This window comes from Paenibacillus spongiae (assembly GCF_024734895.1).
Taxonomy (GTDB): Bacteria; Bacillota; Bacilli; order Paenibacillales; family Paenibacillaceae; genus Paenibacillus_Z; species Paenibacillus_Z spongiae.
Map to the genome: position 1 here is coordinate 5,971,720 of NZ_CP091430.1, position 24,076 is coordinate 5,995,795.

The 24,076-nt window shown below is 49.7% G+C and carries 23 protein-coding genes and 1 pseudogene; 6 read left to right on the forward strand and 18 right to left on the reverse strand.

The features are described 5' to 3' along the window. Positions 1 to 586 precede the first annotated feature (586 nt). Together L1F29_RS26920 and L1F29_RS26925 are read right to left on the reverse strand one after the other, a co-directional pair. Positions 587 to 1,480, reverse strand: a complete 894-nt coding sequence (locus L1F29_RS26920) for a GNAT family N-acetyltransferase (RefSeq protein WP_258385109.1) — start codon at positions 1,478 to 1,480, stop codon at positions 587 to 589. Between the two features lie 223 nt (positions 1,481 to 1,703). Next, the gene (locus L1F29_RS26925; protein ID WP_258385110.1) at positions 1,704 to 2,117 is read right to left on the reverse strand and encodes a DUF2203 domain-containing protein; all 414 of its coding nucleotides are present in this window, start codon (positions 2,115 to 2,117) and stop codon (positions 1,704 to 1,706) included. Positions 2,118 to 2,391: 274 nt separating this feature from the next. Between L1F29_RS26925 and L1F29_RS26930 the strand changes: the two are divergent. Then, positions 2,392 to 3,469 (forward strand): annotated as a pseudogene (locus tag L1F29_RS26930) (RNA-guided endonuclease TnpB family protein). Between the two features lie 115 nt (positions 3,470 to 3,584). On the opposite strand, the gene L1F29_RS26935 reads toward L1F29_RS26930, so the two are convergent. The 13 genes from L1F29_RS26935 to L1F29_RS26995 all read right to left on the reverse strand — a co-directional run bounded on the left by L1F29_RS26935 (position 3,585) and on the right by L1F29_RS26995 (position 15,728). Beyond that, the gene (locus L1F29_RS26935) at positions 3,585 to 4,382 is read right to left on the reverse strand and encodes a Cof-type HAD-IIB family hydrolase (protein WP_258385111.1); all 798 of its coding nucleotides are present in this window, start codon (positions 4,380 to 4,382) and stop codon (positions 3,585 to 3,587) included. An 85-nt stretch (positions 4,383 to 4,467) separates the two neighbouring features. Further along, positions 4,468 to 4,767 carry a hypothetical protein gene (locus L1F29_RS26940; protein WP_258385112.1) on the reverse strand — a complete coding sequence of 100 codons (300 nt, stop codon included), beginning with the start codon at positions 4,765 to 4,767 and terminating at the stop codon, positions 4,468 to 4,470. A gap of 302 nt (positions 4,768 to 5,069) precedes the next feature. After that, a complete protein-coding gene (locus L1F29_RS26945; RefSeq protein ID WP_258385113.1) occupies positions 5,070 to 6,569 on the reverse strand; it encodes an IMP dehydrogenase in 1,500 nt (499 codons plus the stop codon). 446 nt (positions 6,570 to 7,015) lie between these two features. Further along, complete coding sequence (locus tag L1F29_RS26950) at positions 7,016 to 8,395, reverse strand: FAD-dependent oxidoreductase (RefSeq protein WP_258385114.1); 1,380 nt, start codon at positions 8,393 to 8,395, stop codon at positions 7,016 to 7,018. A 352-nt stretch (positions 8,396 to 8,747) separates the two neighbouring features. Beyond that, positions 8,748 to 9,239 (reverse strand): DUF3995 domain-containing protein, encoded by a 492-nt coding sequence (locus L1F29_RS26955; protein ID WP_258385115.1) that lies wholly within the window; start codon positions 9,237 to 9,239, stop codon positions 8,748 to 8,750. 218 nt (positions 9,240 to 9,457) lie between these two features. Continuing rightward, entirely contained in the window at positions 9,458 to 9,859 is a 402-nt protein-coding gene (locus L1F29_RS26960) for a hypothetical protein (RefSeq protein WP_258385116.1), read from the reverse strand. A gap of 225 nt (positions 9,860 to 10,084) precedes the next feature. Further along, a complete protein-coding gene (locus L1F29_RS26965; protein ID WP_258389817.1) occupies positions 10,085 to 11,032 on the reverse strand; it encodes a hypothetical protein in 948 nt (315 codons plus the stop codon). 420 nt (positions 11,033 to 11,452) lie between these two features. Beyond that, on the reverse strand, positions 11,453 to 12,784 hold the full coding sequence (locus L1F29_RS26970) for a HAMP domain-containing sensor histidine kinase (RefSeq protein WP_258385117.1): 1,332 nt from the start codon (positions 12,782 to 12,784) through the stop codon (positions 11,453 to 11,455). A 17-nt stretch (positions 12,785 to 12,801) separates the two neighbouring features. After that, positions 12,802 to 13,479: a response regulator transcription factor gene (locus L1F29_RS26975; protein ID WP_258385118.1), complete on the reverse strand. Its 678-nt coding sequence runs from the start codon at positions 13,477 to 13,479 to the stop codon at positions 12,802 to 12,804. Between the two features lie 262 nt (positions 13,480 to 13,741). Further along, positions 13,742 to 14,485 carry a tetratricopeptide repeat protein gene (locus L1F29_RS26980; protein WP_258389818.1) on the reverse strand — a complete coding sequence of 248 codons (744 nt, stop codon included), beginning with the start codon at positions 14,483 to 14,485 and terminating at the stop codon, positions 13,742 to 13,744. A gap of 5 nt (positions 14,486 to 14,490) precedes the next feature. Then, positions 14,491 to 14,697, reverse strand: a complete 207-nt coding sequence (locus tag L1F29_RS26985; protein ID WP_258385119.1) for a hypothetical protein — start codon at positions 14,695 to 14,697, stop codon at positions 14,491 to 14,493. Next, entirely contained in the window at positions 14,660 to 15,205 is a 546-nt protein-coding gene (locus tag L1F29_RS26990; protein WP_258385120.1) for an RNA polymerase sigma factor, read from the reverse strand. The genes L1F29_RS26985 and L1F29_RS26990 overlap by 38 nt, the downstream gene beginning before the upstream one ends. Positions 15,206 to 15,407: 202 nt before the next feature. Further along, positions 15,408 to 15,728, reverse strand: a complete 321-nt coding sequence (locus L1F29_RS26995) for a winged helix-turn-helix transcriptional regulator (RefSeq protein WP_258385121.1) — start codon at positions 15,726 to 15,728, stop codon at positions 15,408 to 15,410. A gap of 303 nt (positions 15,729 to 16,031) precedes the next feature. Here L1F29_RS26995 and zwf point away from each other — a divergent pair, with 303 nt between their 5' ends. The 4 genes from zwf to fsa are packed head-to-tail and all read left to right on the forward strand — an operon-like array spanning position 16,032 to position 21,155. After that, on the forward strand, positions 16,032 to 17,546 hold the full coding sequence (zwf, locus tag L1F29_RS27000) for a glucose-6-phosphate dehydrogenase (protein WP_258385122.1): 1,515 nt from the start codon (positions 16,032 to 16,034) through the stop codon (positions 17,544 to 17,546). Then, positions 17,527 to 19,545 (forward strand): transketolase, encoded by a 2,019-nt coding sequence (tkt, locus tag L1F29_RS27005; protein ID WP_258385123.1) that lies wholly within the window; start codon positions 17,527 to 17,529, stop codon positions 19,543 to 19,545. Before zwf ends, tkt begins: the two co-directional genes overlap by 20 nt. A 20-nt stretch (positions 19,546 to 19,565) precedes the next feature. Next, positions 19,566 to 20,459, forward strand: a complete 894-nt coding sequence (gnd, locus tag L1F29_RS27010; protein ID WP_258385124.1) for a phosphogluconate dehydrogenase (NAD(+)-dependent, decarboxylating) — start codon at positions 19,566 to 19,568, stop codon at positions 20,457 to 20,459. A 27-nt stretch (positions 20,460 to 20,486) separates the two neighbouring features. Further along, positions 20,487 to 21,155: a fructose-6-phosphate aldolase gene (gene fsa / locus L1F29_RS27015; protein ID WP_258385125.1), complete on the forward strand. Its 669-nt coding sequence runs from the start codon at positions 20,487 to 20,489 to the stop codon at positions 21,153 to 21,155. 245 nt (positions 21,156 to 21,400) lie between these two features. Here the strand turns inward: fsa and L1F29_RS27020 are convergent, their stop codons facing one another. The 3 genes from L1F29_RS27020 to L1F29_RS27030 all read right to left on the reverse strand — a co-directional run bounded on the left by L1F29_RS27020 (position 21,401) and on the right by L1F29_RS27030 (position 23,625). Next, positions 21,401 to 22,504, reverse strand: a complete 1,104-nt coding sequence (locus L1F29_RS27020; protein WP_258385126.1) for an acyltransferase family protein — start codon at positions 22,502 to 22,504, stop codon at positions 21,401 to 21,403. A gap of 322 nt (positions 22,505 to 22,826) precedes the next feature. Beyond that, positions 22,827 to 23,129 carry a hypothetical protein gene (locus L1F29_RS27025; protein WP_258385127.1) on the reverse strand — a complete coding sequence of 101 codons (303 nt, stop codon included), beginning with the start codon at positions 23,127 to 23,129 and terminating at the stop codon, positions 22,827 to 22,829. Beyond that, on the reverse strand, positions 23,113 to 23,625 hold the full coding sequence (locus tag L1F29_RS27030) for a class I SAM-dependent methyltransferase (RefSeq protein ID WP_258385128.1): 513 nt from the start codon (positions 23,623 to 23,625) through the stop codon (positions 23,113 to 23,115). The genes L1F29_RS27025 and L1F29_RS27030 overlap by 17 nt, the downstream gene beginning before the upstream one ends. 113 nt (positions 23,626 to 23,738) lie before the next feature. Here L1F29_RS27030 and L1F29_RS27035 point away from each other — a divergent pair, with 113 nt between their 5' ends. Further along, complete coding sequence (locus L1F29_RS27035) at positions 23,739 to 23,912, forward strand: hypothetical protein (protein ID WP_258385129.1); 174 nt, start codon at positions 23,739 to 23,741, stop codon at positions 23,910 to 23,912. Positions 23,913 to 24,076 lie beyond the last annotated feature (164 nt).

Below are 24,076 nucleotides of genomic sequence, written 5' to 3' on the forward strand. Positions count from 1 at the left end.
TTATGAAATATGCAGCAAGAAACGTATCGTATCCCCCCCTAATACAAAATGTATCAGCCATAAATGTAGCAGGCGGTCTGACAATAAACAAATCCAAAAAAAGCCGAAAAAATACGCGAAAAAGATGGATGTATCTAGTTAATAAACCTCTTTCTTCTTGTAGATCAGTTTTTCATACGAAAAGCTACGTCTTCTTCACTCTTTCGTTGAATAGCTTGGGTTCGATGCATGCGGAAGAACGCCAAAGGCTGTCCCTGCAAGCTTTTATAGCTTTTAAGGACAGCCTTATTCGACAAAATTTTAGGATAATCTTAATATGGAGTAATGACCCTCGGACCGAAATCCCATCTGTTGCTCCCGTTCATAATCCAATACCCCTTATGACTCCTGCTAGCGATATCGAACAGCTGGTCCCAGGAGGGTCTAAACCATATTCGGGTAATAGGTTGCGAAATAACGGGAGAAGATGCCTTGATCTGCTTTCTGCATATATAAATCAAGCGATTCGCGAATCGGCAACGTCATTCTCACACTCGTACCTCCGAGTGTCGGGTAATTTCGTTCTAAGTCCGCACTAAGTCTGATTCTATGATTCTACGGGCTGCCAACCGAATGTCATCTGCTCCAATCCCGAATAAAACCCTAGATTAGTGTAGAGAGATTCCGCAGGATTGCCGATGGTTACGAACAAGCGAAGCACCTCGTACGATGGATTCAATACCGTCAGCGCATGCGTGATCAGCTTGGTGGCGATTTGCTTGCCCCGGTATTCCGGCAGAACCGCGATATTCGAGATGAGCGGCAGGTCCTCCCAAATCGAAATCAGGCAGACGCCCGCCAGCTTGTTATTCCGCTTATCTACCACCAGACGCGAAGCATCCGTTAAAATTCCTGCCGTGTTATGGGCAAAATAGGACGTCAAATACGATCGGTGCTGATCCATCGTATTATCAGCCGGATAGCCGATGTGATCCTCGCCTGAATATGATTCCAGGAAGAGCACTGCGATTTCTTCCGATTTTTCGTGAGTGGGGGGTATGATATGAAAGGCGGTGCCCCAATCCGGTGGCGGACAAATTTCCGTTGGTCGAATCATCACGCGTCTTGCCTCCGTCAATACAAAGCCAGCCCGCGTGAACGCTTCCGCATGATAAGGAAGTATTCCGTACGCTTGAATGGATTTCCCCTTGTCGGATATCTCGGCCAGGTATTTCTTTAACACGGTCAGTACCTGATATACATCTGTATACGGCGGCTCCAGAAAGAAGGAGGAGAGCTCATTGGGCTCCAGGCAGACGCCGCCTATTCGCTTGGTCCGAAACGTAATCCAATAGCAGGGCGCGTCATCCCCGAAGATGGCCAAGCGCCGCTCCCAGCTTTGCCTGAAAAAAATATTTTCGCGATACGTACTATAATGAACGGCGAACGCTCCAGGATCCGCTTGCAATAATCCAAATCCGCCTTCGAGCTTCGTTTCCACCGAAAGGCCTCCTCTACTGATCTGTTAGATGAAACGAATGAATGGAACATAAACCGCTGCGCAGGCATAACGCTCTTCATTCGTTCAATCTATTTAGTGTAGCAGAAAGACCTTTCCGCAGCCGGGAAATAACGGCTATAGCCATTTTCCCCGTCATCGTCGGGATAAAAAATTAAAGAGCAAGACCACTACATCAGCGGCCTTGCCCCGTTATGTCATATTCTCATGCATCCGGCAGCGGCTTTCGTCCTTGAAACCCGTCATGCCAGCCATGATAATGCGTGATTCGTTCTTCTCCTTCTTTCCAGCAAATGAGCACATGCTCCCCGTCGATCACGGCAGGAAAGTCGATTAAACCGGGATTGACCATCTTCAGAAGCACCCCTTTGCGCTCGAAGTTCGCCACGAGGAGATCCGCTTCGACCCGCATAAAGTCGAGCTGCCCTTCCGCTTCGAAGAAGGGATCCTTCTCATCTGCGTGACTGAAGGATTTCCCGCTATAGCTGGCTTTGCCCTTCTCCAGCTCCAAATACCGCTCTTCAAACTGCTTGGCAAGGGTGCGCAGCCGTATGAGATCCGCCTTCAGCTGGGGCAGCAGCGCATTCGCTTCGTCCAAGGTAAATGTTTTCTTGTCCATGTCGCATCCACTCCTTACCCCAAAGTGTACTTGATTGCGGCGTTATTTTCCAATGTGAATGCTTTAACCTAAAATCCGAGAAGTCCCCTACCTCTAAACTTCCTAACTCACGTAGTGAGCGTGTAGGTGGGGAATGAATCGGTGCTTTTAGTATTCTGTTTGTCGATAATATACGAACGTACATTCCTTTTTTGTGGTATAATCGACGAATTGGGGTGATCACGTGAATAAGGCTTATCGGTTCAGAATCTATCCCACAACAGAGCAAGAGACGATGATTGTTAAAACATTTGGCTGTGTTCGGTTTCTCTACAATCGGATGTTGGCTGAACGTCAAGTCAAGTATGAATGTTATAAAGCAGATAAGCAGCAACTGAAGCAGCAGAGGTATCGGACACCGGCATCGTTCAAGATGGAGTTCGACTGGCTGCGAGAAGTGGACAGCCTCGCCTTGTGCAATGCGGAGCTAAACCTGAAGACCGCCTTCCGGAACTTCTTTCGTGACAAGCACATGGGGTATCCGAAGTTCAAGAGTCGGAAAAACCCGGTGCAGAGCTACACAACCAATAATCAGAAGGGGACGGTTCGAATCGCAGCAGACGGGAAGCATGTCCGTATCCCTAAACTTGGTATGATCCGAATCAAGCTCCACCGGCAAATTCCGGATGGACATGTCATCAAATCGGCAACGATCAGCCGCAATTCAAATGGAAAATACCACATTTCGATCCTGACCGAGTATGCGGCAGACATCGAACATACGATCCCCCGTCGTGAAAAAGTACTGGGCCTGGATTATAGTTCAAAGACGTTATATATCGACCACACCGGCACATCCGCAAACTATCCGAGATATCTGCGTCAGATGGAAGTTCGGCTGAAGCGAGCACAGAGAGTCCTCTCCAGAAGGGAAAAGGGTGGGTCGAACTGGAAGAAACAAAAACTTCGGTTAGCCCGTCTCCATGAGAAAGTATCCAATCAGCGGAAAGATTTCCTGCACAAAGAGAGTCGGCAACTAGCGGAAGCTTGGGATGCAGTCGTTGTGGAAGATCTGAACATGAAAATAATGTCCCAATCCCTATCTCTTTCGAAAAGCAACGATGGATAACGGAAACGGCATGTTCAGGGCGTTCCTTGGGTATAAACTGGCTGAACGTGGTAAGCCGCTTGTTCGGATCGATAAATGGTATCCTTCGAGCAAACTTTGCAGAACGTGTGGCACGATCAACACGAAACTGACACTTAAGGATCGAGTCTGGGTCTGTGAAGGTTGTGGTACGCTCCATCAGAGGGATGAAAATGCTGCCGGAAACATACGGGCCGAAGGGATTAGAATGCTAGGCATGACATAGATGAATAGAGAACCGCCGGGCAGGCGGAGATAGCCCAGTAATGATAGCTAGATTATTAGGTATGTCCTGGGAAGCCCCCACTTCTATAAGTGGTGGGAGCATGTCACTGATCCGTTTACAGGGCTATTCGCTCACGAAGTATTCGCTCCAAGAGGATCGCCACGCCATCCTCATCGTTCGAGGCCGTTACCTCGCTGGCTATTGCCTTCAATTCCGGGACGGCATTGGACATGGCAGCGGAATAACCGGCCATCCGGAACATCTCGATATCATTATGATCGTCGCCGAAAACGATGATTTGCGAGGGTCGTATTCCAGCATGTCCGCACAGCTTCAAGATACCGGTCGCTTTCGATACCGATTTATTCATGAATTGAATCAGTTTGCCCTGGTCGGTTACGACCATATTGGTCTCTTCGCCAAATTGCAGCCGCAGCTGTTCGCATTTCCCAGGCTCCTCGAATTCCGTCAGAAGTATCTTCGTCGCAGGATAGGTTTTGAGCTCGTCCAAGGTAACGATCATGGGGCGAAATTGGGGATTGTAGATGGTGCCGTCGCCGATTTCTTGGTTGGAGTACCACTGATCCCGGACCTCCAGACTGATGATGCACATAGGCATATGCTTGTAGCAGAAATCGATGATATTCGCCGCTGACGGCTGCGGAATTGGAATATGTTCTTCGATACCTGCCAGCGTATCGCATACCATTGCGCCATTATAGTAGACAAAGGAGGCGACTCCGAGTATCTCGAGGGGCAGCATCGCTTTCACGGAACGTGGAGGACGTGCGGTCGCAATGATGATTTTCATCCCCGCTTGATGACAGCTCATTACGGCTTGCAGATTTCGATCCGATACTTCCTTGTCCGAGTTCAGCAAGGTCCCGTCCAGATCTAATACAACTGCCTGCATATGGATTCACTCCATTCAGATCTAATACAACTGCCTGCATATGGATCTCCTTCACCCCGTCCATATATTTAATGAGAAACAGGTTTTAGTTTAATAATGGCGGAAGAATCAGCAGAAACACGGACAACCCCACTAGAGACAGCGTCATCGGCTTGGATAGCTTGATTCTCCCGCTTCCTTTATACCATCCCGAGAACTGCAGACTATTTCGATACAAGACATAAATGAAAAGGTAGATCGCCAGCCATACGAGCCACACATACGGGTTATGATCCAGCGTTATTCCAAACCATGAATAAACATGCTTGATAAGTGCGTCGAGTACGGCACCGCCGAGCAGCAAAATCACGATAACTCGCAACAGCTCCAGTATGAACCTTGTCATGTTGGCCCCCCTTAGGGTGATGGCGTCTATCCCCGCAGTTCTATTAATGGTTAAACTTTACCACCTTTAAGCAATATGAGCAAAAACAACTGCGGCTCGCTCGCCGACGAACCCCGCTCCGGCGTTCTAGCGCCCTAAAACGGTCTTACAGCTCTTCATGCCACGGGTTCGCCGTGCTGGAACGCCCTTTTTCGGCCTTACAGCCGCGGCTCGCTGTCCGACGAGCGGCGGCCGCCATACCGCGACCCAAACGTCCACAACAAAAAAAGAGGGCGCAGCGGTCGCGCCCTCTTCTTCACCGATTATTCGCCCGACAGGCTGCTTTCCTTCAAGATGACGTCATGGGCGCCGCCTTCGACGAGGCTGGTCGCCGACACAAGCGTAATGCGCGCATTGCGCTGCATCTCTTCGATGGATTTGGACCCGCAGTTGCACATGGTGGACTTGATTTTGCTGATCGTCTTGTCCAAGTTTTCCTGCAGACTGCCCGCATACGGCACATAGGAGTCGACGCCTTCTTCAAACAGCAGGCCGGACTTGCCGCCCGTATCGTACCGCTCCCAGTTGCGCGCACGGTTGGAGCCTTCGCCCCAAAATTCCTTCACGAAGTTGTTGCCCACTTTCAGCTTGCGCGTCGGGCTCTCGTCGAAACGGGCAAAATACCGCCCCATCATCACGAAATCCGCCCCCATGGAGAGCGCGAGCGTAATGTGGTAATCGTGCACGATGCCGCCGTCCGAGCAGATCGGCACATAGATGCCCGTTTCGTTAAAATATTGCTCCCGCGCCGCGGCAACCTCGATGACGGCCGAAGCTTGGCCGCGCCCGATCCCCTTCTGCTCCCGCGTAATACAGATGGAACCGCCGCCGATGCCGACCTTCACGAAGTCCGCTCCCGCTTCCACCAGATACAGGAAGCCTTCCCGGTCGACCACGTTGCCGGCGCCGATCTTCACGTCGAAGTTCGCCTTCACGTATTCGATCGTCTCGCGCTGCCACTCGGTATATCCATCCGACGAATCGATAACGAGCACGTCTACGCCCGCTTCCACGAGCGCAGGCACGCGTTCTTTGTAATCCTTGCTGTTAATGCCCGCGCCGACGATGTAGCTCTTGTTGGCATCCAGCAGCTCAAGCGGATATTCCTTGTGAGCGTCATAATCTTTGCGGAAGACGAGATAATCGAGACATTGATCCTCGTTAACGATAGGCAGAACGTTGAGCTTATGCTCCCAGATCAGATCGTTGGCTTCGGAGAGCGTAATGCCGGTTTTGCCATAAACGAGCGAATCGAACGGTGTCATGAAGGTGCTGATTTTCTTATCCCGCGCATCGCGGCTGATCCGGTAATCGCGGCTGGCCACAATGCCCAGCAGCTTGCCATTGGCGGTACCATCGTGCGTGATGGCGAAGGTGGAGTGAGCATACTTTTCCTTCAAGTTCAAAATATCCTGGAGGGTGTGGTCGGGGGTGAGGTTCGAGCGGCTGACGACGAAGCCTGCTTTGTAGCTTTTGACCTTGCGGATCATATTCGCCTGCTCTTCGATCGGCTGCGAGCCGAAGATGAAGGAGATGCCGCCGCATCTTGCAAGCGCTGCCGCCATCTTATCGTCGGAGACCGATTGCATGACCGCCGAGGAGAACGGAATGTTGAGCGAATACGCCGGTTTCTCGCCTTTCTTGTACTTAACTAACGGTGTCTTCAGACTAACGTTCGCCGGTGTGCAATCCTTTGTCGTTAAATTCGGAATGAGCAAATATTCACTGAACGTCCGTGATGGCTCATTGTAATACGTTGCCATGAAGAAGATCCCCCCTGCCCTTATTTGGGTAAATTTTTTCAATTCTATCATCCAATCAATAGGGCAGTCAAATGGAAATTTAGGGCAGGGGAAAATGCCGCAGCTTGTAACTTAATCCAACACTTTGCCAACTATAAACAAAGCCTTGAATCTCAAGGGATTCTAGCTTTGTTTTTTTGGCTCTTTGGATTTTGTAGTGGAATGAACAATTATAATTTCCTATTACTCGATGAACATTGAATTGAGGTTTACTTTATTATCTTCGCTTCTTGCCTCAAAAATAGCGGATATAAAAATAGGTGCAGGATCATTTCCTATATCCGCAAATAGAGTATGGATCATCCTTAAAAAATTTCCGCTGTGGTCAATCGGCAAAAGCCCTTTTCAACTTTGTGCTGTATCGCGATTTTGCTGACTTCTTTTCCGTAGCTGTTGGCGGGCCTCCGTTAACTCAAGTCGCTGTGATCGGACCACCTTTCATTGAAGACGGCGCGGCGAAGCGGTGGCAAGACTCCGCAAAGCTTCAAAAAGCTTTTGCCCGCCAATCGCGCTGCTTGGTTGGCAATGGCTTGTTTGGTGTTGCGAAGCGAATCCTTCACGGCGGCAAAGCCATATTTCAGCATTTGTGTCTCATAGCCTTCGATTGCAGGAAGCAGCGCCGATTCTCCTCGGTTGACGGATATCAATTGCCCGCAGATAAGGCACGCATCGCGGAGTGCGGTATTGGCGCCGATCCCTCCAGCCGGAGTCATGCTGTGAATTGCGTCACCGATCAGCGTAACATTTGTCGTCTTCCATGGTTTTACCGGAATCGATGTTCGGAAAGGGAACGCTTGGATTGTGGAGGGATCGGTTTCGGTAACGATTCTGCGCAGGTCGGGATGCCAATGATTGATCATCCGGTTAACCAGACCTTGTAAGGCATCTCCGCGCAGATTATCGGAAACGAAGAAGGGGTTATCCCGACGAGTAATGAAGGCCCAGAGAATGTAGTCACGGTTCTCAAGGTTTTGAAGGAGCTCTTCCGGATTCAAACCAACTGCCCTAATATCATCGCCTAGATGGAGTAAAATGTCGCTCTGTTTGAGCCGCCGTTGGAAAACGGCGGTGAAGAGGAAATGACGGGGCCCTAGTACAACGTTCATCCCGCGCTTAATTCGGTCAGGTAACCAGGTTCGAGTCCTGTCCGTCAACTCAAGTTTGCCGCCAATGCCGACGGCCCCCGTATCCACACGTTCGGCATGAGGCAAGAACTGACGACGCACCCTGGAGTTCGCGCCATCCGCTCCTATTAGAAGGTCGCCAATAGCCGTCGAACCGTCAGAGAAAAAGGCGGTGATCTTCCCGTCGGGAGATTGCTCGAAACGGACGAACTCTTTGTCAAAGATAACCATATCTTCGAGGCCGGCCAGCAGAATCTGACGCAACGTGAGCCGACTAACTGCATGGTGGCCTTCAGCGGGATCGTACACTCCACCGGTAAAAATCTCATCTTCAACAATGACGAGCTTCCGCAGCCGTTCGGTGAGAAAACCGAAACCTGTGCCGGGATTGCCAGCTGTAGCGACGAAAGCGTTCCATAAGACAGGAGGTAGACATTCGTGAAGCGATCGGCTGCCAGTCGGATCGATGTGAATGCGGTAACCCTGCTCGCGCGCTGTAGGGGTGCGGTCGCGTTCGTACACTGCGACACTGATGCCGGCTTGCTTCAGCCCCTGGGCCAAACATAAGCCGCCGATGCCCCCTCCTATAATGAGAATATGGAGCGGTGAAGCCATTCCGGCATTCCTTGATACGTTGAAAGGTGGCATTGAAAGTTGCGTCACCGCTCATCCTCCTTGTTCATTCAACATGGTTTGAACAATTTCAAGATCGGATTGGATTTCCACACTTGAATGTTGCGATTCATCACGGAAATAACGGAATTCAACTGGCCTTCGTTGTTTTTGAATCTTTGCCGGAGGTCCTCCAGCTCTCTTTGAATGTAGGAGATGTGCGCCTGGCAAAAGCTCACGTAATGGTCTATCATAGGGTGTGATTGCAGTTCAGCGAGACGAACGTGACATGCTCCCACCACTTATAGAAGTGGGGGCTTCCCTGGACATACCTAATAACCTAGATATCATTACTGGGCTATCTCCGCCTGCCCGGCGGTTCTCTATTCATCTATGCCCCCAGTCAATTAGTAATGACTGCTGATTTTGTAACTTTTGACTCGATATATGCAGCTAAGCCTAGCGAGATCCCCCAACCAAGGAACAGTGAGTACCATACATATCCCCATGCTGCCATCGGGCTTGCATCTTGTAAAGCAAAAGCGGGAGCGGACACAACGCGTCCGATTGCAAATTGAAACTTCAAAACAAAGAAGCTAAAACCCCATACGGATAATCCAGCACATCCGACCCATGCAGGAATGACCTTCAGCCATCTAGGGAGTTTCTCCCCCCATTGATAAACGAATGATAATCCGAACAGGGAAGCAAACACGGCCAGCACCCCCATAACCCAATAGCCAATGATTCGTGACTCCGCTTCGTCCGGTGCCGTTGCAAAATCTCCCGGGAAACCAAACGAAACTCCTAGGCCCCACCAAAAGTGCGGAAGAGCATATAACAACCCGCATACGAACGCCGCATACCCTGCCCAATTTTTTTTCTTAACGTTCATCGTTATCACCTCATAATTATCACATCTTCATCAACCGTGAGCCCGGCGCCGTTTGGATGATGTTCGATTATCTTTAGTTCGTTCCAAGAGCTGAAGAAACTGGCTTAATCTCGGCATTTAAACTCCTATTTTCCTCAGAGTAAAATACATCAGCCCTCTGGCTCATAACGTTCACAACACTAGCTGCTTATTCGTCCCGCGGGTCGCTCACGCCTACTTTAAACAGAACCGTCGGTTCCCGGTATTAATCCCAAAACGATCAGTATGAACGCAACGGCCAGCAAGATCCAGCTAGGATGAAGACGGCGAGTTACCCAAAGTGATATTACAGTACCATAAAGAAATGAACTGCCGGCAAGTAGGCCCGTCGCGAGCTTTGCACTCTGCTCGAACCAGATGGCGGCGACGATCAAGGCGAGCCCGCTGAGTAACCAGTTGAACGAGGTGAAATGTAAAAGCAACTTCAATAGCCTTTGCATCGGTGCAGATATCCGTCCATCCGCCACAAAAACCGCATCGATCTGCCTGATTATCAGCCGTTGCATCAGTATTCCGTGAACTACTGCCGTGCCGCCGCCGATAGCCCCGCCCGCCGTCAATGCAATACTATGCCAATCCATACCCATACACCTCCAGTGAATATGTCTCCATCACCATACCAACACATTTTCAACACCGCATACTTTTCGTTGATGCCATGCCTGTCAGAGATTCTTGTTGTTCGCAGTACGTTAAAGCGCGTGCCGCCGGATGGTCGCAAGAATCAGCCAGCGAATAAGAGCACTGAACGGTCGGATGAGCAGACAGACTGTCGATCAATCCAGTGGCAGCCCAGTTCTAATGTTTTATTCATCCAAGGCTCGTCGTCGATCGTGCAGCACGAGCAGAATGATCATCCCCATCATCACGCTCAGGACGATACCAGCCTCCGTGGTCAGCACCCGCAGCAGCGTGTACTCCGGGGAAAACTGCGAATCCGCGCGAATGGCGGAAAAGAAATTGTAAGAGAACAGCATTCCCGACGAAATCCATGCCGACGCCATAGGTGGCAGGAACCTTCGAGATCCGTTGCGGGAAGTTAGCGCCAACAGTCCCCACGCCCCCGCTATGGACCATGCTCCAGAACTCAACGTTAGCAGATGCCACCACACATCGCGTTCGCCCAGCCTCGCCGGATCAATGCCGAGCGTGCCACCCGCCGCCCAGAACACCTTGATGATACCCAGCAGGATACAGCCGGCTCCAACGAGCCTGGCCAAGGTATGCTGCAACTCCCAGGTATTTCCCTTCAACTTCCTATAGTCGAGTGAACCGCCGAATGCCTCCGGCCACCGTGCCTTTGCGTACCCGGCTAGGGCGATCGGCAAACAAATGCCGACTCCAACCAGCGAAACCATGACGAAGAATTGCTCGTAGACCCAGACGTCGGCGGCGCCCGCCTCCTTATCCCGAGACATGGCTGCCGGGCCGAGAACCGGTGCCAAGATCAGCATGGGAACGAGCAGACCGGTGCCCACCCACACGGGAAAGGCAACCAGCCATGCGGGTAGACGTGCACCCCACGGCCTGCTGAAAGCCAGCGCCAGCAGAATGCCGATAGTAGATAGGACTACGGTAGCTGCGTTGATCGCGCGCCAGCTAGCGTCACCCATCTGCTCGGTCGGTAAGAAGAGACCGAAAGTCCAAGCGACTTTAATCAGTAGATACGGAGTCACCGCTATGGCAGCGCTGTAGCCACAAATTCTACTCAGCTTCATCCAATGCGGAGCCTCCGGCTTTGCCGAAACTGTCATATTGTTAGATTGCATGTTTGTTACTTACCTCCTAGATAACTCTATCTGCTTATGGCGTGATCGGCTCAATTGTACAGTAGGAGCTAACCCGGCACATATCCGCCCAGGCATATGCAACATACCCTGCTATAATGTTCTCATCGCCTCATATCCCATTCTATCTCCCTTATCGAAAAGTAAAGTGACCTTAAGTTTAACTTTAGGTTAAATTCTTCCACGGGAGGGCTCTAGGTGCTCTCATCCTCGAATTCATTCATTACAGGAATGGCTCCTATATTGATTTACAAATATAAAAAAACACAGGCTATTGGCCTGTGCATAATGTAATCGAACTGGAAGTTGGGTTTTCAGCAATGGCCGCAACCCGATCTACGATCAACCGATCCTTATCTACAGTTAAAGAAGCTGCATGCAATTCATCTAAGATGACTCAAACTGAAGCTTCTTTTCCGTCCATATATACAATTGGCTTCCGTTTGCGCCGGATTCCAATTTCCAGTTCATGCCCATCTCCTTGGCCATCATCGATACGATGGACAACCCGATCCCCGCTCCTTTCTCAGGTGAATCACTTGAGGTGCCAGGACCTTTGTCTTTCACGACAAGCATCGTCAGCCCCTTGAGAACGACGATTTGAATGCCGATGTACCGGCCCGAACCAGCATGACGCACCACGTTCTGAAACACATTGTCAAGAATCCGGTTAAACCACAGCGGGTCGGCAACCCATGTTAACGGAAGCTCAGGCAGCTCGACATGTACATCAAAGCCCTTGTCCTCGAATACCGGATACCACTCGGCAACCCGGTTCCTGACTTCTTCAGCGATATCGATTGTTTGCAAGCGAAGCAAATACTTCCCCGCCGAAAGCAGTGTGTATGACAGAAGGTTATCCATCAGCTTGCCTACTTCATCCAGCTTATGCTCGATGACGGAAAGTGAAGCCTGTCCCTGGGAAGAAGCCGGGTCTTTGCGAACGGTATGGGCATGCTGCCGGATCACAGTCAGCGGCGTCCGGAGATCATGAGATATATTGGAAATGAATTGCTTGCGCAGCTCCTCCTCCTCCCGCTCCCGATTGCGGCTGTCCTTGAGCTCCCGGACCATCCGGTTAAATGCTCCTTCGAGCTCTCCGATCTCGTCATCCTTGCTAATAACTACTTCATCTGGAATCTCGTTTATACCGTTTACCTTCATTGCTGATTGAAGCTTGACCAGTCTTCTGCGAAGACGAACGAAGAAAAGCCAGGACAGTATGAAGAAGGATAGACAGATTATGAAAAACAAAAGGACAAGCAGCTTGTTTCCCGAAAGCGACATTTCCGCCGTAACGATATGGGATTCAGGGAGCCGCATCACCATAAACCCTTGCTTCGGATCGTCTCCGATTAGAGAGGTTATGGCAAACATCTCATGTACATAGTCTTGAGTCCGGAAGGTGAGAGCATCCATATAAGTCCACCGTTCGGGTATATCTTCCGGGCGGTTCATGACAGCATTCGTTTTCCCCGTCGGATCCACCCAGAACATCTCAGCATCCGGATAGTCTGCGTTCAACTCACCCAGTCTCTCATGAATCCTATCCCTTCCGGCACCGTCCAGCTTGACTGCCTCCTGCCGCCACATACGAGTGATCTCCTCCGGACGATGCAGCGGATGATCCCTGAGCATATAACCCGGTAAATAAAACATCGCCGGAATAATCGGCCACAGCAGTAATGCCGTCAAAATAAGGATCAGGTACTTGCTCATTAACGATCCTCGGATTCTCATGATCGCACCCTGTATCCGACACCACGGATTGTCTCGATAATTTTGGGGAAACCGGAATCGCGCTCGATCTTCTCACGCAGATGCCGAATATGCACGGTCAACGTTTTATCTCCGTTCAAATGCGGCTCGCCCCAAACAGCCTCATAAATCTGTTTCTGGGTCAAGACCTGATTCAGATGGTCCAGGAAATACATGAATATATGGAACTGCTTACCTGTAAGAATAATCTCTTCCCCGGTTTCGGAATCCCATAAACAGTGTCCTTTCCGGTCGATCGTTAAATGACGGATCTGAAGTTGCTCCGGTGCAGCAACGTCGGAGCGCCTGAGGAGCACTTGAATTCGGGCAGCCAACTCATCCGGATGAAACGGCTTCGTCATGTAATCATCGGCAAAGGACAAGCCTGTCAGCTTATCTTCGATCGCGGTTCTGGCCGTAAGCAACAGGATGGGAATGGCGGGATTGATCCGTTTAAGCCGTTGACCAACCGTGAATCCGTCCAGACCCGTAAGCATAATGTCCACAATGACCAAATCGCATCGCTCTAATACTTCCTCCGCATCATGGCCAGAAGTTTTCCAGATCACCTCATAACCTTGCCCGATCAAAAAGTCTCTGGACCAGGAACCAATTTCCTGATCGTCCTCAATGTACATGATGGTGAATGTCTTCATCTTCTTATGGACCCCTAACAAATGTTATATGGGTAGTCTAGCACATTAAGACGATGATAAGATCCTACAATATTGTTTTTTCTACCCGGTTTAGCACAGCAAGGCTGCAACATGGAGGTATAAGGTTGCCATAAATTTATCTTTATTCATTGCCACCGTGGCAATCATTTAGGGCAAGTGTCGCAGCTCATTACATCGGATTTAACCAAGTGTTATTCCAATGTCCATTCTAAGGGGTGCACTTCATCACTGACCGACCATATTACTTCCCTAGCGCTTGTTCGATCCGCTTCAGCTCGCGGCTTGGAAAATCGTCATTGAAGCCGTATTTCCCCATGAACGCGACAATGCATCTCCACTCCTCGGCGGCCTCCGCCAGACGTTGTTCCCGTTCGAATAGGAACGCTCTGCTGAATCGTCCGTCTATAAGCTGCTGATCGAGCAAGGCGGATTGCTCCCAAGCGCGCAGCGCTTCTTCGGTCTGACCCCCGCGTGCCGCAACTTCTCCAAGGTAGTACATCAATGTCCCGTATTGAGGGAACAGCTTCAATCCCGCATCCGCCACTTTTCCTGCTTCATGCACCTGATCCGCATTAAGATAGCACTGGATCAAGAAGCAATAGACTTCGGGATCGTCCGGCGACTCCGTCAACAGCTTTTTGTAGAAAGCAATGGATTGATGATTCTCGGACAGCTGCCGGCGGACGCTGATCAGCTGTGCGTGAAGCTTCCCGCTCATCCACGCATACTGCTGTTGGATCAAGGGGCTCTCCAGTCCGCTCTGGTAGCATCCGGCCGCTTCGCGCAGCATTCGGTTGGCCCGCATCTCCAATAAATACCCGTAGGAATGCAAATATTCCGGGTTATTCGGCTGCTGCTCCAATGCGTCTTTATACAATTGAACGGCTTGCTGCCATTTTATTTCGTCATATTGCGCCTCAACCTCTTCCAGTAATCTGAACTTCTCATTCTTTTCCCAATAGAGTCTAAATTCATCCTGCGGCATCTGTTTCACGCTCCCCGTCCCAATATCGTTTGCTTCGCTTGTTCTCTCATTTCGCCGAAAAGTCTTCCCTCAGGAGAAGGAATGCCGTCCAGCTCCTGCAGCAGAGCTGCAGCGGTATGATGCGCAATTCGCTTGTGAATGTCATCCCACACGTCGGGAACGCTGCGGGTAAGTTCATCTTTTAGCCCGAACATGAGCAGTTCCTTCCTCATCGTGATCGCCTCCCATCATGTCTGCCAGCCGCGATAAGCTCTGACGATATTTCCATCTGACCGTTCCCGCCGGAATCCCCAGCTGCGTGCTGATTTCATGATGCTTCAGCCCCGCCACCACGTGCATGACGACAATCTGACGTTCCATCACTTCGAGCTGGAACAGAGCATCGGTGAGCGCTAATCGCTGCTCGATCGAGTCTCCGGCCGTACACATGACTTCTTGGATTTCGCCGGACCTTGATTTGCTTTCTCGCCTTAATACGTCGTAAGCCAAGTTCCTGGCGATCGTGACGATCCAAGCTTTGGGATTGGAGCCTGCCCGGTAGGTTCCCGCCTTCTCATAGACGCGGACGAAGGTTTCCTGCAGGATATCTTCAGCAGCCGGCTTATTCCGGACGATCGAGAGCGCCAAGGCATACACGATGGAGCGCATCTCCTCGTATACCAGTTTGAGCGCGCCTGCATCACCGCCGGCGACGGCCTCTAGAGCTTCATCCAGGTTCATGGTTCACCTCCTTGTGCATATAACGTTCAGGCGGTTCGTTTTGTTGGAAACCATCTCAACCTGCTGTAGAAAACCGGCCACATCGCATAAATACGAAAACCCCTGCGCAATGTAGAGGGCAGGGGCTTGTAGTTAGTTCGGATTATCCTTTAGCAAAATGCGAGAAAGACTGCACTCGTCTCATTAATGTTGGAAGAACGTCTTACAACCACTTTTCAGCCCACTCCTCCACCGCTTTAAGCGCCTTCCCTAGCTCCGTTCCTTTTCTGGTTAACGAATATTCGGTACGAATAGGACGTTCCGTGATGACATTACGGATAATAATTCCGCATTCCTCCAGCTCTTTGATTCGTTCGTTAAGCATGCGCTTGCTGAGATCGGGAATATACGCATGAATTTCGCTAAATCGTTTGGGCTCCTCCAGTAACGTATGAATAATGGAATTCACCCATTTTTTTTCGATCAGTTGATACGCTAATTCTACTTTCTCGCATAAAAGATGCTGGTGTTTTTCTTCGATCATTGGTGCCGACCTCCTTCTTACGATGGTTACTATATGTTATCTAATTATAATTTATTATCCGAATAAGTAATAAGAAAACAACGTAAAAAACCTGTTTATTACTAATACTACCATAGAAAACGTTATCAAAAAAGAGATATCATAAGGGTTTTCACAAATTGGACAAAAAGTATTGACGAACGTATGGATTGCAGTTATTATTGGGCATGTAAAGTTAACAGGTAATTAAATGTAACCTAATTAGAGAGCAATCGGCTGCCTGCGTAGTCTTTTATCAGGCAAACCCGACTGGAGGTATCGAATATGGATCCGACATCATTTGTTTTGTTTGGCGCGACAGGGGATCTGGCGAAACGAAAAATCTACCCTGCCTTATACAATCTGTTTATCGATCACAAACTTCCTGAATCGTTCTCCATCATAGGATTAGGAAGAAGAACGTTATCGGATGAAGAGTTTCATAAGCATGTAGAGCAGTCCTTAATTACTTTTTCCAGACGATCGGCGAATGATCCATCTCGTTTGAATGCTTTCCTGCAAGCTTTTCGTTATCGTACGTTGGACGTGAATCATGTTGAAGATTACCGGAAGCTGCTGGAGCTTGTACAACGGCGCGAGAAGGAATTGAATATACGGGAGAATCGAATGTTTTATCTTTCGGTAGCTCCGGAGTTTTTTGGCGTCATTGCTTCCAACATCAATGAGAGCGGATTGGGCTCTACGGACGGCTGGAAACGTCTGATTATCGAGAAGCCCTTCGGCCGCGATTTGGAATCGGCTCGGTACCTGAATGAGCAATTAAGCTCAAGCTTCGAGGAACATGAGATTTATCGAATCGATCATTACCTTGGAAAGCCCATGATCCAGAACCTTGAAATTCTTGAATCCTCCAACCCCATCCTGAAAGCTTTATGGTCAAACCACTATATTGCCAACGTCCAAATTACGGCAAGCGAAACGGTCGGGGTAGAAGAAAGAGCCGGATATTACGATCATGCCGGGGCTATTCGAGATATGTTTCAAAATCATATGCTGCAAATCCTGATGATGTTCAGTATGCAGCTTCCGAAGAAATGCGATGCTCATGAAGTTCGGTTTAAGAAAAGAAAAGTGATGGAATCGCTCCGGCTGCTGCAGAAAGAAGATATTTCGCATCATATCGTTCGCGGCCAGTATACGGCGGGAGAGATCGAAGGGAAGCATGTCCCGGGTTATACGCAAGAACCGGGAGTTGCCGAATTCTCGACTAACGATACCTTTATTGCCGCCCGCTTGTGGATTGATGATTTCTTCTGGAGTGACGTTCCCTTCTATATTCGCACCGGAAAAAGAATGAAGGAAAAGTCCACGCGTATCGTGGTCGAATTTAAAGAGCCGTTAGGCGGAAGCAGCGATCAAACCAAGGCTCGCAACCTTCTGGTGATTGATATCAATCCGAATGAAGGGATTTTCATCCAGCTGAACCGCAAAGATCCTTTGCAAGACGGCAAGCTTGAACCGATACGCATCCACTATTCCGATAGCGAAAAAAATGCGCCCGAGGCTTACGAAACGTTGATTTTCGATGCCATACGTGGAGACTCCACTTTCTTTGTGCACTGGGATGAGGTTGAGCTTTCGTGGAAATGGGTGCAGCCGATACTCGATGCTTTCGAAGAAGATCGGATTCCTCTCCAAGCGTACCCCGCAGGCTCTAATGGCCCGGCAGCCTCCGATCAATTATTAGAAGCGGATGGGTATACATGGTGGTTGGACTCTGAACCGACCGATCATAACAAAACCATTAAAGGAGAAGAATATGAAAAACAACTCCATTGAACAGCTGGCTGTTAATACGATCCGGACATTATCTATCGATGCCATCAACAGCGCGAACTCCGGTCATCCGGGATTGCCAATGGGGGCCGCCCCGATGGCTTACGCCTTGTGGGCAAATCATTTGAAGCATAACCCGAAGCATTCCCGATGGTTTAATCGCGACCGGTTTGTACTGTCGGCTGGCCACGGATCCAGCTTGTTGTATAGCCTGCTTCATCTCACGGGATATGACGTAACGATCGATGATTTGAAGCAATTTCGCAAATTGAACAGCCGCACACCCGGACATCCCGAGTTTGGATATACGGACGGCGTAGAAGCTACGACAGGTCCGCTTGGGCAAGGGATTGCAATGTCGGTAGGAATGGCAATGGCAGAAGCTCATCTAGCTTCGAAATTTAACCGGGACGGCTTCCCTGTCATCGATCACTTTACTTACACGTTGGTTGGAGACGGAGACTTGATGGAGGGCGTATCCTACGAGGCCATGTCCATGGCGGGCCACATGAAACTTGGCAAATTGATCGCTTTATATGATTCCAACGATATCTCGCTTGACGGTGGCTTGAACCTTTCCTTCTCGGAAAATATGAAGCAAAGAGCCGAGTCGGCAAACTGGCAGTACTTGCGGGTTGAAGACGGGAATGACCTCTCGGAGATTACAAAAGCGATTGAAGCGGCAAAGCTGCATTCTCAGCAGCCAACCCTGATTGAAATCAGGACCATCATCGGTTTCGGAAGCCCGAAGGTGGCGGGAACCAATAAGGCGCATGGAAATCCTCTCGGCGTCGAAGAAGCCAAAGCGACCAAAGCGGCCTATGGTTGGAGCTATAGCGAAGATTTCTTCGTGCCTGATGAGGTAAGAGCCCATTTTGCGGCATTGCAGAAAGAAGGAGCGGCTCATGAATCGGAATGGAACCGGCTGTTCTCCTCCTATAAAGCGGCTTATCCTGAATTGGGCAAAGAGCTCGAAGATGCCATGAACGGCAGCGTGCTGCTTGAAGCGGCGGATATCTTGACGTTTGACGAGTCAAAAGCGGTATCGACCCGGGTAGCTAGCGGCGAAGCAATCCAGCATTTTGTCCAAAAGGTACCGTCCATGTTTGGCGGCAGCGCAGATTTGTCCCACTCCACGATGACGGATATGAAGGGAGATCGAAAGTTTGCCGTTGAGTCTTATTCCGGACGGAATGTTTACTTTGGGGTACGCGAGCATGCAATGGGCGCAGCGGGTAACGGGATGGCGCTGCATGGCGGCGTAAAACCATTCGTGAGCACGTTCTTCGTATTTAGCGATTACTTGCGGCCATCCATACGTCTGGCGGCTCTGCAAAAACTGCCTCTCATCTATCTATTCACGCATGACTCCATTGCGGTTGGCGAAGACGGCCCTACTCATGAGCCGATCGAGCAACTGGCGGTTTTAAGGGCCATTCCGGGACTTACGGTTATTCGTCCGAGCGATGCGAACGAGACCGCGAGTGCTTGGGCATACGCCTTGCAACAAACGGATGGGCCGGTGGCACTTGTCCTTAGCCGACAAAACTTGCCTGTTTACGAGCATACAAAGGCTAATATCGATCAAGTTTCCAAGGGAGCTTATATTTTCGCCGAAACGGACAAGCAGCCGGATCTCATCCTGATCGCTACCGGTTCGGAGGTATCCCTGGCCGTACAATCGAAAGCCGAGCTGGAGAAAGACAAGCTCTCCGTACGTGTCGTCGCCATGCCAAGCTGGGAGCTCTACGACCGTCAAACCGATGAATATAAGGAATCCGTGCTTCCTGCTGCGGTTTCCAAACGGATCGCAATGGAAACAGGAATTGCTCTAGGCTGGGAGCGTTATGCCGGAGCGCAAGGCAAAGTCTTGTCGATCGAAACCTTCGGAGCTTCCGGACCGGGAAGCGAAGTAATGGAGCATTTCGGGTTTTCCGTTCGACATGTGGTTCAAGCGGCGAAAGATCTGGTTCATTCTGAATTAAAAAAATCAAATCATTGAATCATACGGAGGGGAAGCAAATGAAAGTCGGATTAGTCGGTTTAGGGAAAATGGGCTTGAATCTGGGGCAAAATCTCATGGATTCCAGCCATCAGGTCGTCGCCTTCGATTTGAATGCCTCTGCAGTAGAAGAAATGAGAACCAAAGGCGCCGAAGGCGCAGCAAGCTTGAAGGAGCTCGTACAAGCGTTGGAACCGCCGAGAATCGTTTGGATCATGGTCCCGCATAACGTGGTCGATTCCGTTATCGGCGAGCTTTCTCCCCTGCTGTCCAAAGGAGATATTGTCATCGAAGCCGGCAATTCACACTACAAGGAGTCGATTCGCCGACATAACGAGCTTCGTGAAATCGGCGTAAGCTTTCTGGACGTGGGCACGTCCGGCGGAATGGAAGGCGCGCGCAATGGCGCTTGCTACATGATCGGCGGGGATGCAGAAGCTTGGAAGATCGTCGAGCCGATATTCCAGGATACGGCCGTGGACAATGGTTATCTCTATGCAGGTAAGGCAGGAAGCGGACATTTTCTGAAGATGGTTCATAACGGAATAGAGTATGGCATGATGGCTGCCATAGGCGAAGGCTTCGAAGTGCTGGAGAAGAGTGATTTCGATTATGACTATGAGAAAGTGGCACGCGTATGGAATCACGGTTCCGTTATCCGTTCATGGCTCATGGAGCTGATGGAACACGCCTTCTCCAAGGATACGAATCTGGAGGATATCAAAGGGATTATGCATTCCTCCGGTGAAGGGAAATGGACGGTCGAAGAAGCATTGGATCTGCAAACCGCGACTCCGGTTATCGCGATGTCCTTGTTGATGCGGTACCGGTCTTTAGAAAGCGATACATTCACCGGCAAAGTGGTAGCCGCGCTCCGGAACGAGTTCGGCGGACATGCAGTCGAGAAAAACTAACATCAACATAGACGGAGGTTATGAAACATGAAATTTTTTATCGATACAGCCAATGTCGAGGATATTAAGAAAGCCTATAAAATCGGGATCTTATCCGGGGTAACAACGAATCCTTCCCTAGTGGCCAAAGAAGGCGTGAAATTCGAAGATCGCATTGCGGAAATTTTACAGCTCGTTCCTGAGGTTGAATCGGTTTCCGCCGAAGTAACGCCCGATGCCGAAACTGCAGAAGAGATGATCGCGCAAGCAGAAGAATTGATCAAGATCAATGGCGGAGACAAGAACGTGACGATCAAGCTGCCGATGACGCTGGACGGTTTGGAGGCTTGCCGGTATCTGGCCAAGAAAGGCGTCAAAACCAACGTCACGCTAATCTTTACGGTGAACCAAGCCTTATTGGCTGCTCGTGCCGGCGCGACCTACGTCTCCCCTTTCCTGGGACGGTTGGACGATATCTCCGAAGACGGCGTGCAATTGGTTTCCAAAATAGCGGAACTGTTCCGTATTCATAACATGGATACCCAGATCATCGCTGCTTCCGTTCGGCATCCTGACCATGTAACCCGCGTAGCTATGGCTGGCGCTCATATTGCCACCATTCCATTTAGCGTTATCGAGCAGCTAGTCAAGCATCCGCTAACGGATCAAGGAATCGAAAAATTTGCGGCAGATTGGAAGAAGAACCCGACTAAATAGCGATGATCTAACATGTGGTGGGAAAATGGGCATGACGATTTCTTCGAGCTGACCGTTGAGATACGAGAACATCCGGAGCAGTACAAGATTTGCTTGCTAATGATTAAATAGAAAGAGCTGTCACAGGGGCAGCTTTTTTCTTATTTTTAATGAAACATAACGTTTGGCCATTGGATAGATTTCGCGAAACGCTTCTTCCAAGCCAGGCAGGAACATCGGGCACCTCGCAATTTGCTTCTTGTCTTTTATAACACACGCCTGGTGCCTGGTATGAAACGGATCAAAGCTGATGCCGCAAAACAGCATACCGTCGCCAGTAGCCCGACCACAAGAAACTTCAACCCCGCAGGCCATGCAAATTGTTTCAACATAAGACTGATCCCCACCACTATCGGCGGGTGAATGATGTACACCGTAAATGCGTTATCGGACAGCCAATGGAACAACCGGCTCGCCCGGTTGAACCGCTCCCGAAACCAAACGAGCAGAACCATAATGATGCCATACGCGACAAAAGGCTCCCACAACGCATAAATGAATGCGATCGGATTGGCTCCGCCGCTCAGCGATCCCCCGTCGATAATCGCTGCAATCGGCAAGGCGGGCAGAACAGCGAGCGACACCCATAGCCATCTTCGCGCAATACGGGCGGAAAGCTGCTCCAGCCATTTATTCCGATAAGCGATTATGCCAACCACGAACAATAAAATATAAGAAGCGAAATAACCAAACTGCAAACCGAGTACATCTGTTCCCGTAGGAAAAACAAGGCGAATCACGAATGCGGCCATCCCGACAACTACCGCAGAGATCAGGATCATTGTATGACTCGGGAACTTGCGTACTTCCGACTTCTCTTTGCTCTCTTTCCTGATCCACCCATAAACAACATAGATGATGGAAAAATAAAGCAGCGCCTCTCCAAACCATAACGGACCGAAATCCAACAGTTTTAACGTAAGTACCCATTCCTTGTAAAAAGACCATAACGATGTCGTATCCGCGAAATTAAGCGCGTAAACCATTCCCGGACCGATCACCGCCAAGTAAACGATCAGCGGAATACCGAGACGGATGAATCGATTCGCCAAAAATCGCATCGGCCCCTTCCTCACGTATGCGCCAGGCGTAAAATAACCCGAGATCAAAAAGAAAAACCCCATAAAAAATGCTTGGTTCACGCCGGTAAACAAACTTAACATCGCTTTCGTCGGCGTCAATTCGTCTCCGGTCACTTCAACGTAATACCAACTCCCTTCACCCCCAAATGTAATGGACGTATGGTGAAAAATTACTAAAATCGTGAGAACTGTCCGCAAACGGTCAATATAGTACAAACGTTCCTTCATCCGTTTAATCAGCCTCCAATTCACATCTTCTCAATTATTTTTATTACACTCAGCATAAAATCATTAACTTTCGTATAAATAGGCCAAATTTTACAGGCGAATCATAACGTTGCGCAATGCGTTCGTTCCATATTTAAGCGACATTACAATACTTATTCCCCGGATCCAAATACCTCCCATATACAACAGAAACAGGTATTGTCCCCTCACCAAAGTAAGAGACTATACCTGTTTTCTTTGTAAGGACCTTTTCAGTGGCTTTCCTCAGGAGCAGGAGCTAGTACGGCCAGGTATGTTAAGCGTAGGTACGCTTCGGTTCTATCTAAGCTTTCGAAGGTTTTCTGAACCGCAGAATGATGACAGGAGGAATCTCATACCAATCGAATGCCTTGCTTTCGGTTACGCGTTCGAAGCTGGGTTCCTTGAGCCCATCCAGCACAAAGCTGGATTGGAAGAATAAACTCATGTAATAGGCTAACGGCCTGTGAAACATATAGTGCGGAACAGGCTGCCCTCTCACCCCGATCGCCTGGTATGGCTCCGGAGTTTGATACCGGTAAGTCTGAATGCTGTTTCTGGCGATCAACTCACCGTCCCGGTCCTCGGTTTCATGCAGCTTCTTCATGCCGGGCGTTTTGGAAGCAAGGATGAGTGATCGAGAATACAAAGATACCGTCCGGTTTCAACAGAGTTAGCAGCGATTGGACCAATGGGGCGATATCGGCAATGTCCATTAACGCCATATTGGCGACGGCGCTGTCGAAACGCTCGATCCCAAGCTCATGCAGCTGCGCGGTGCTCGAAGCATCTGCTACTCGATATTCGATCCGGCCCGCATATTCGGCAGACCTCGCTATTGCCCGTTCAATCATATTCGGACTGTAATCGAATGCAACCACATTAGCGCCCAATTCGGCTAATCTTCTGGAGAAATTCCCATTGCCGCATGCAATATCGAGTATCGTCTGGCCTTCTGCCGGCTTCAACAATTGCTCGGTATGGGGTCTAATCAATTCGCGATGGAACTGATTGCTCTGGGCGCCCATATAGTCGTCCCAATATCCCGCGTTGGCATCCCACCGGGTTTGCGATTCATCGTTCAGCTCATTCCATTCGCCCATCTTCCGTCTCTCCTTTGACTTTGCAAGCGTGAACGCTGCTATTTGTTAGAGGCATCTGCTCTGTCGCTATGTTATAATAATGCACAATATCTGCTTGCTGGAGGTTCTGTCGTATGAAGCTGTATGTCGTCCTCTCGTTCAACGAGGATGAAATGGACAATGTGTATGTAGGTGAAGACGAGGAAAAAGCACTTTCGCTAACTCCGTCCGATTTCGACAATTGCGATGCGCTGTTCGTTGAGATATGGGAAAACGGCGAGAAAATAGACGATTATCGTCTGCAATAACGGCAGCTCAGAAGGAAAGTCGCCCGAATCTAACGGATTGGCGGCTTTTGTTTTATCTTATCGGTCATTCCCGAATTGGTCAATGATGGAAATAGTCTTCAGAATCAATCTTCAGAATCAATCCTTCCAGCTTCGCTTCTTGTTTCTTTTAATCGAGCATTCCA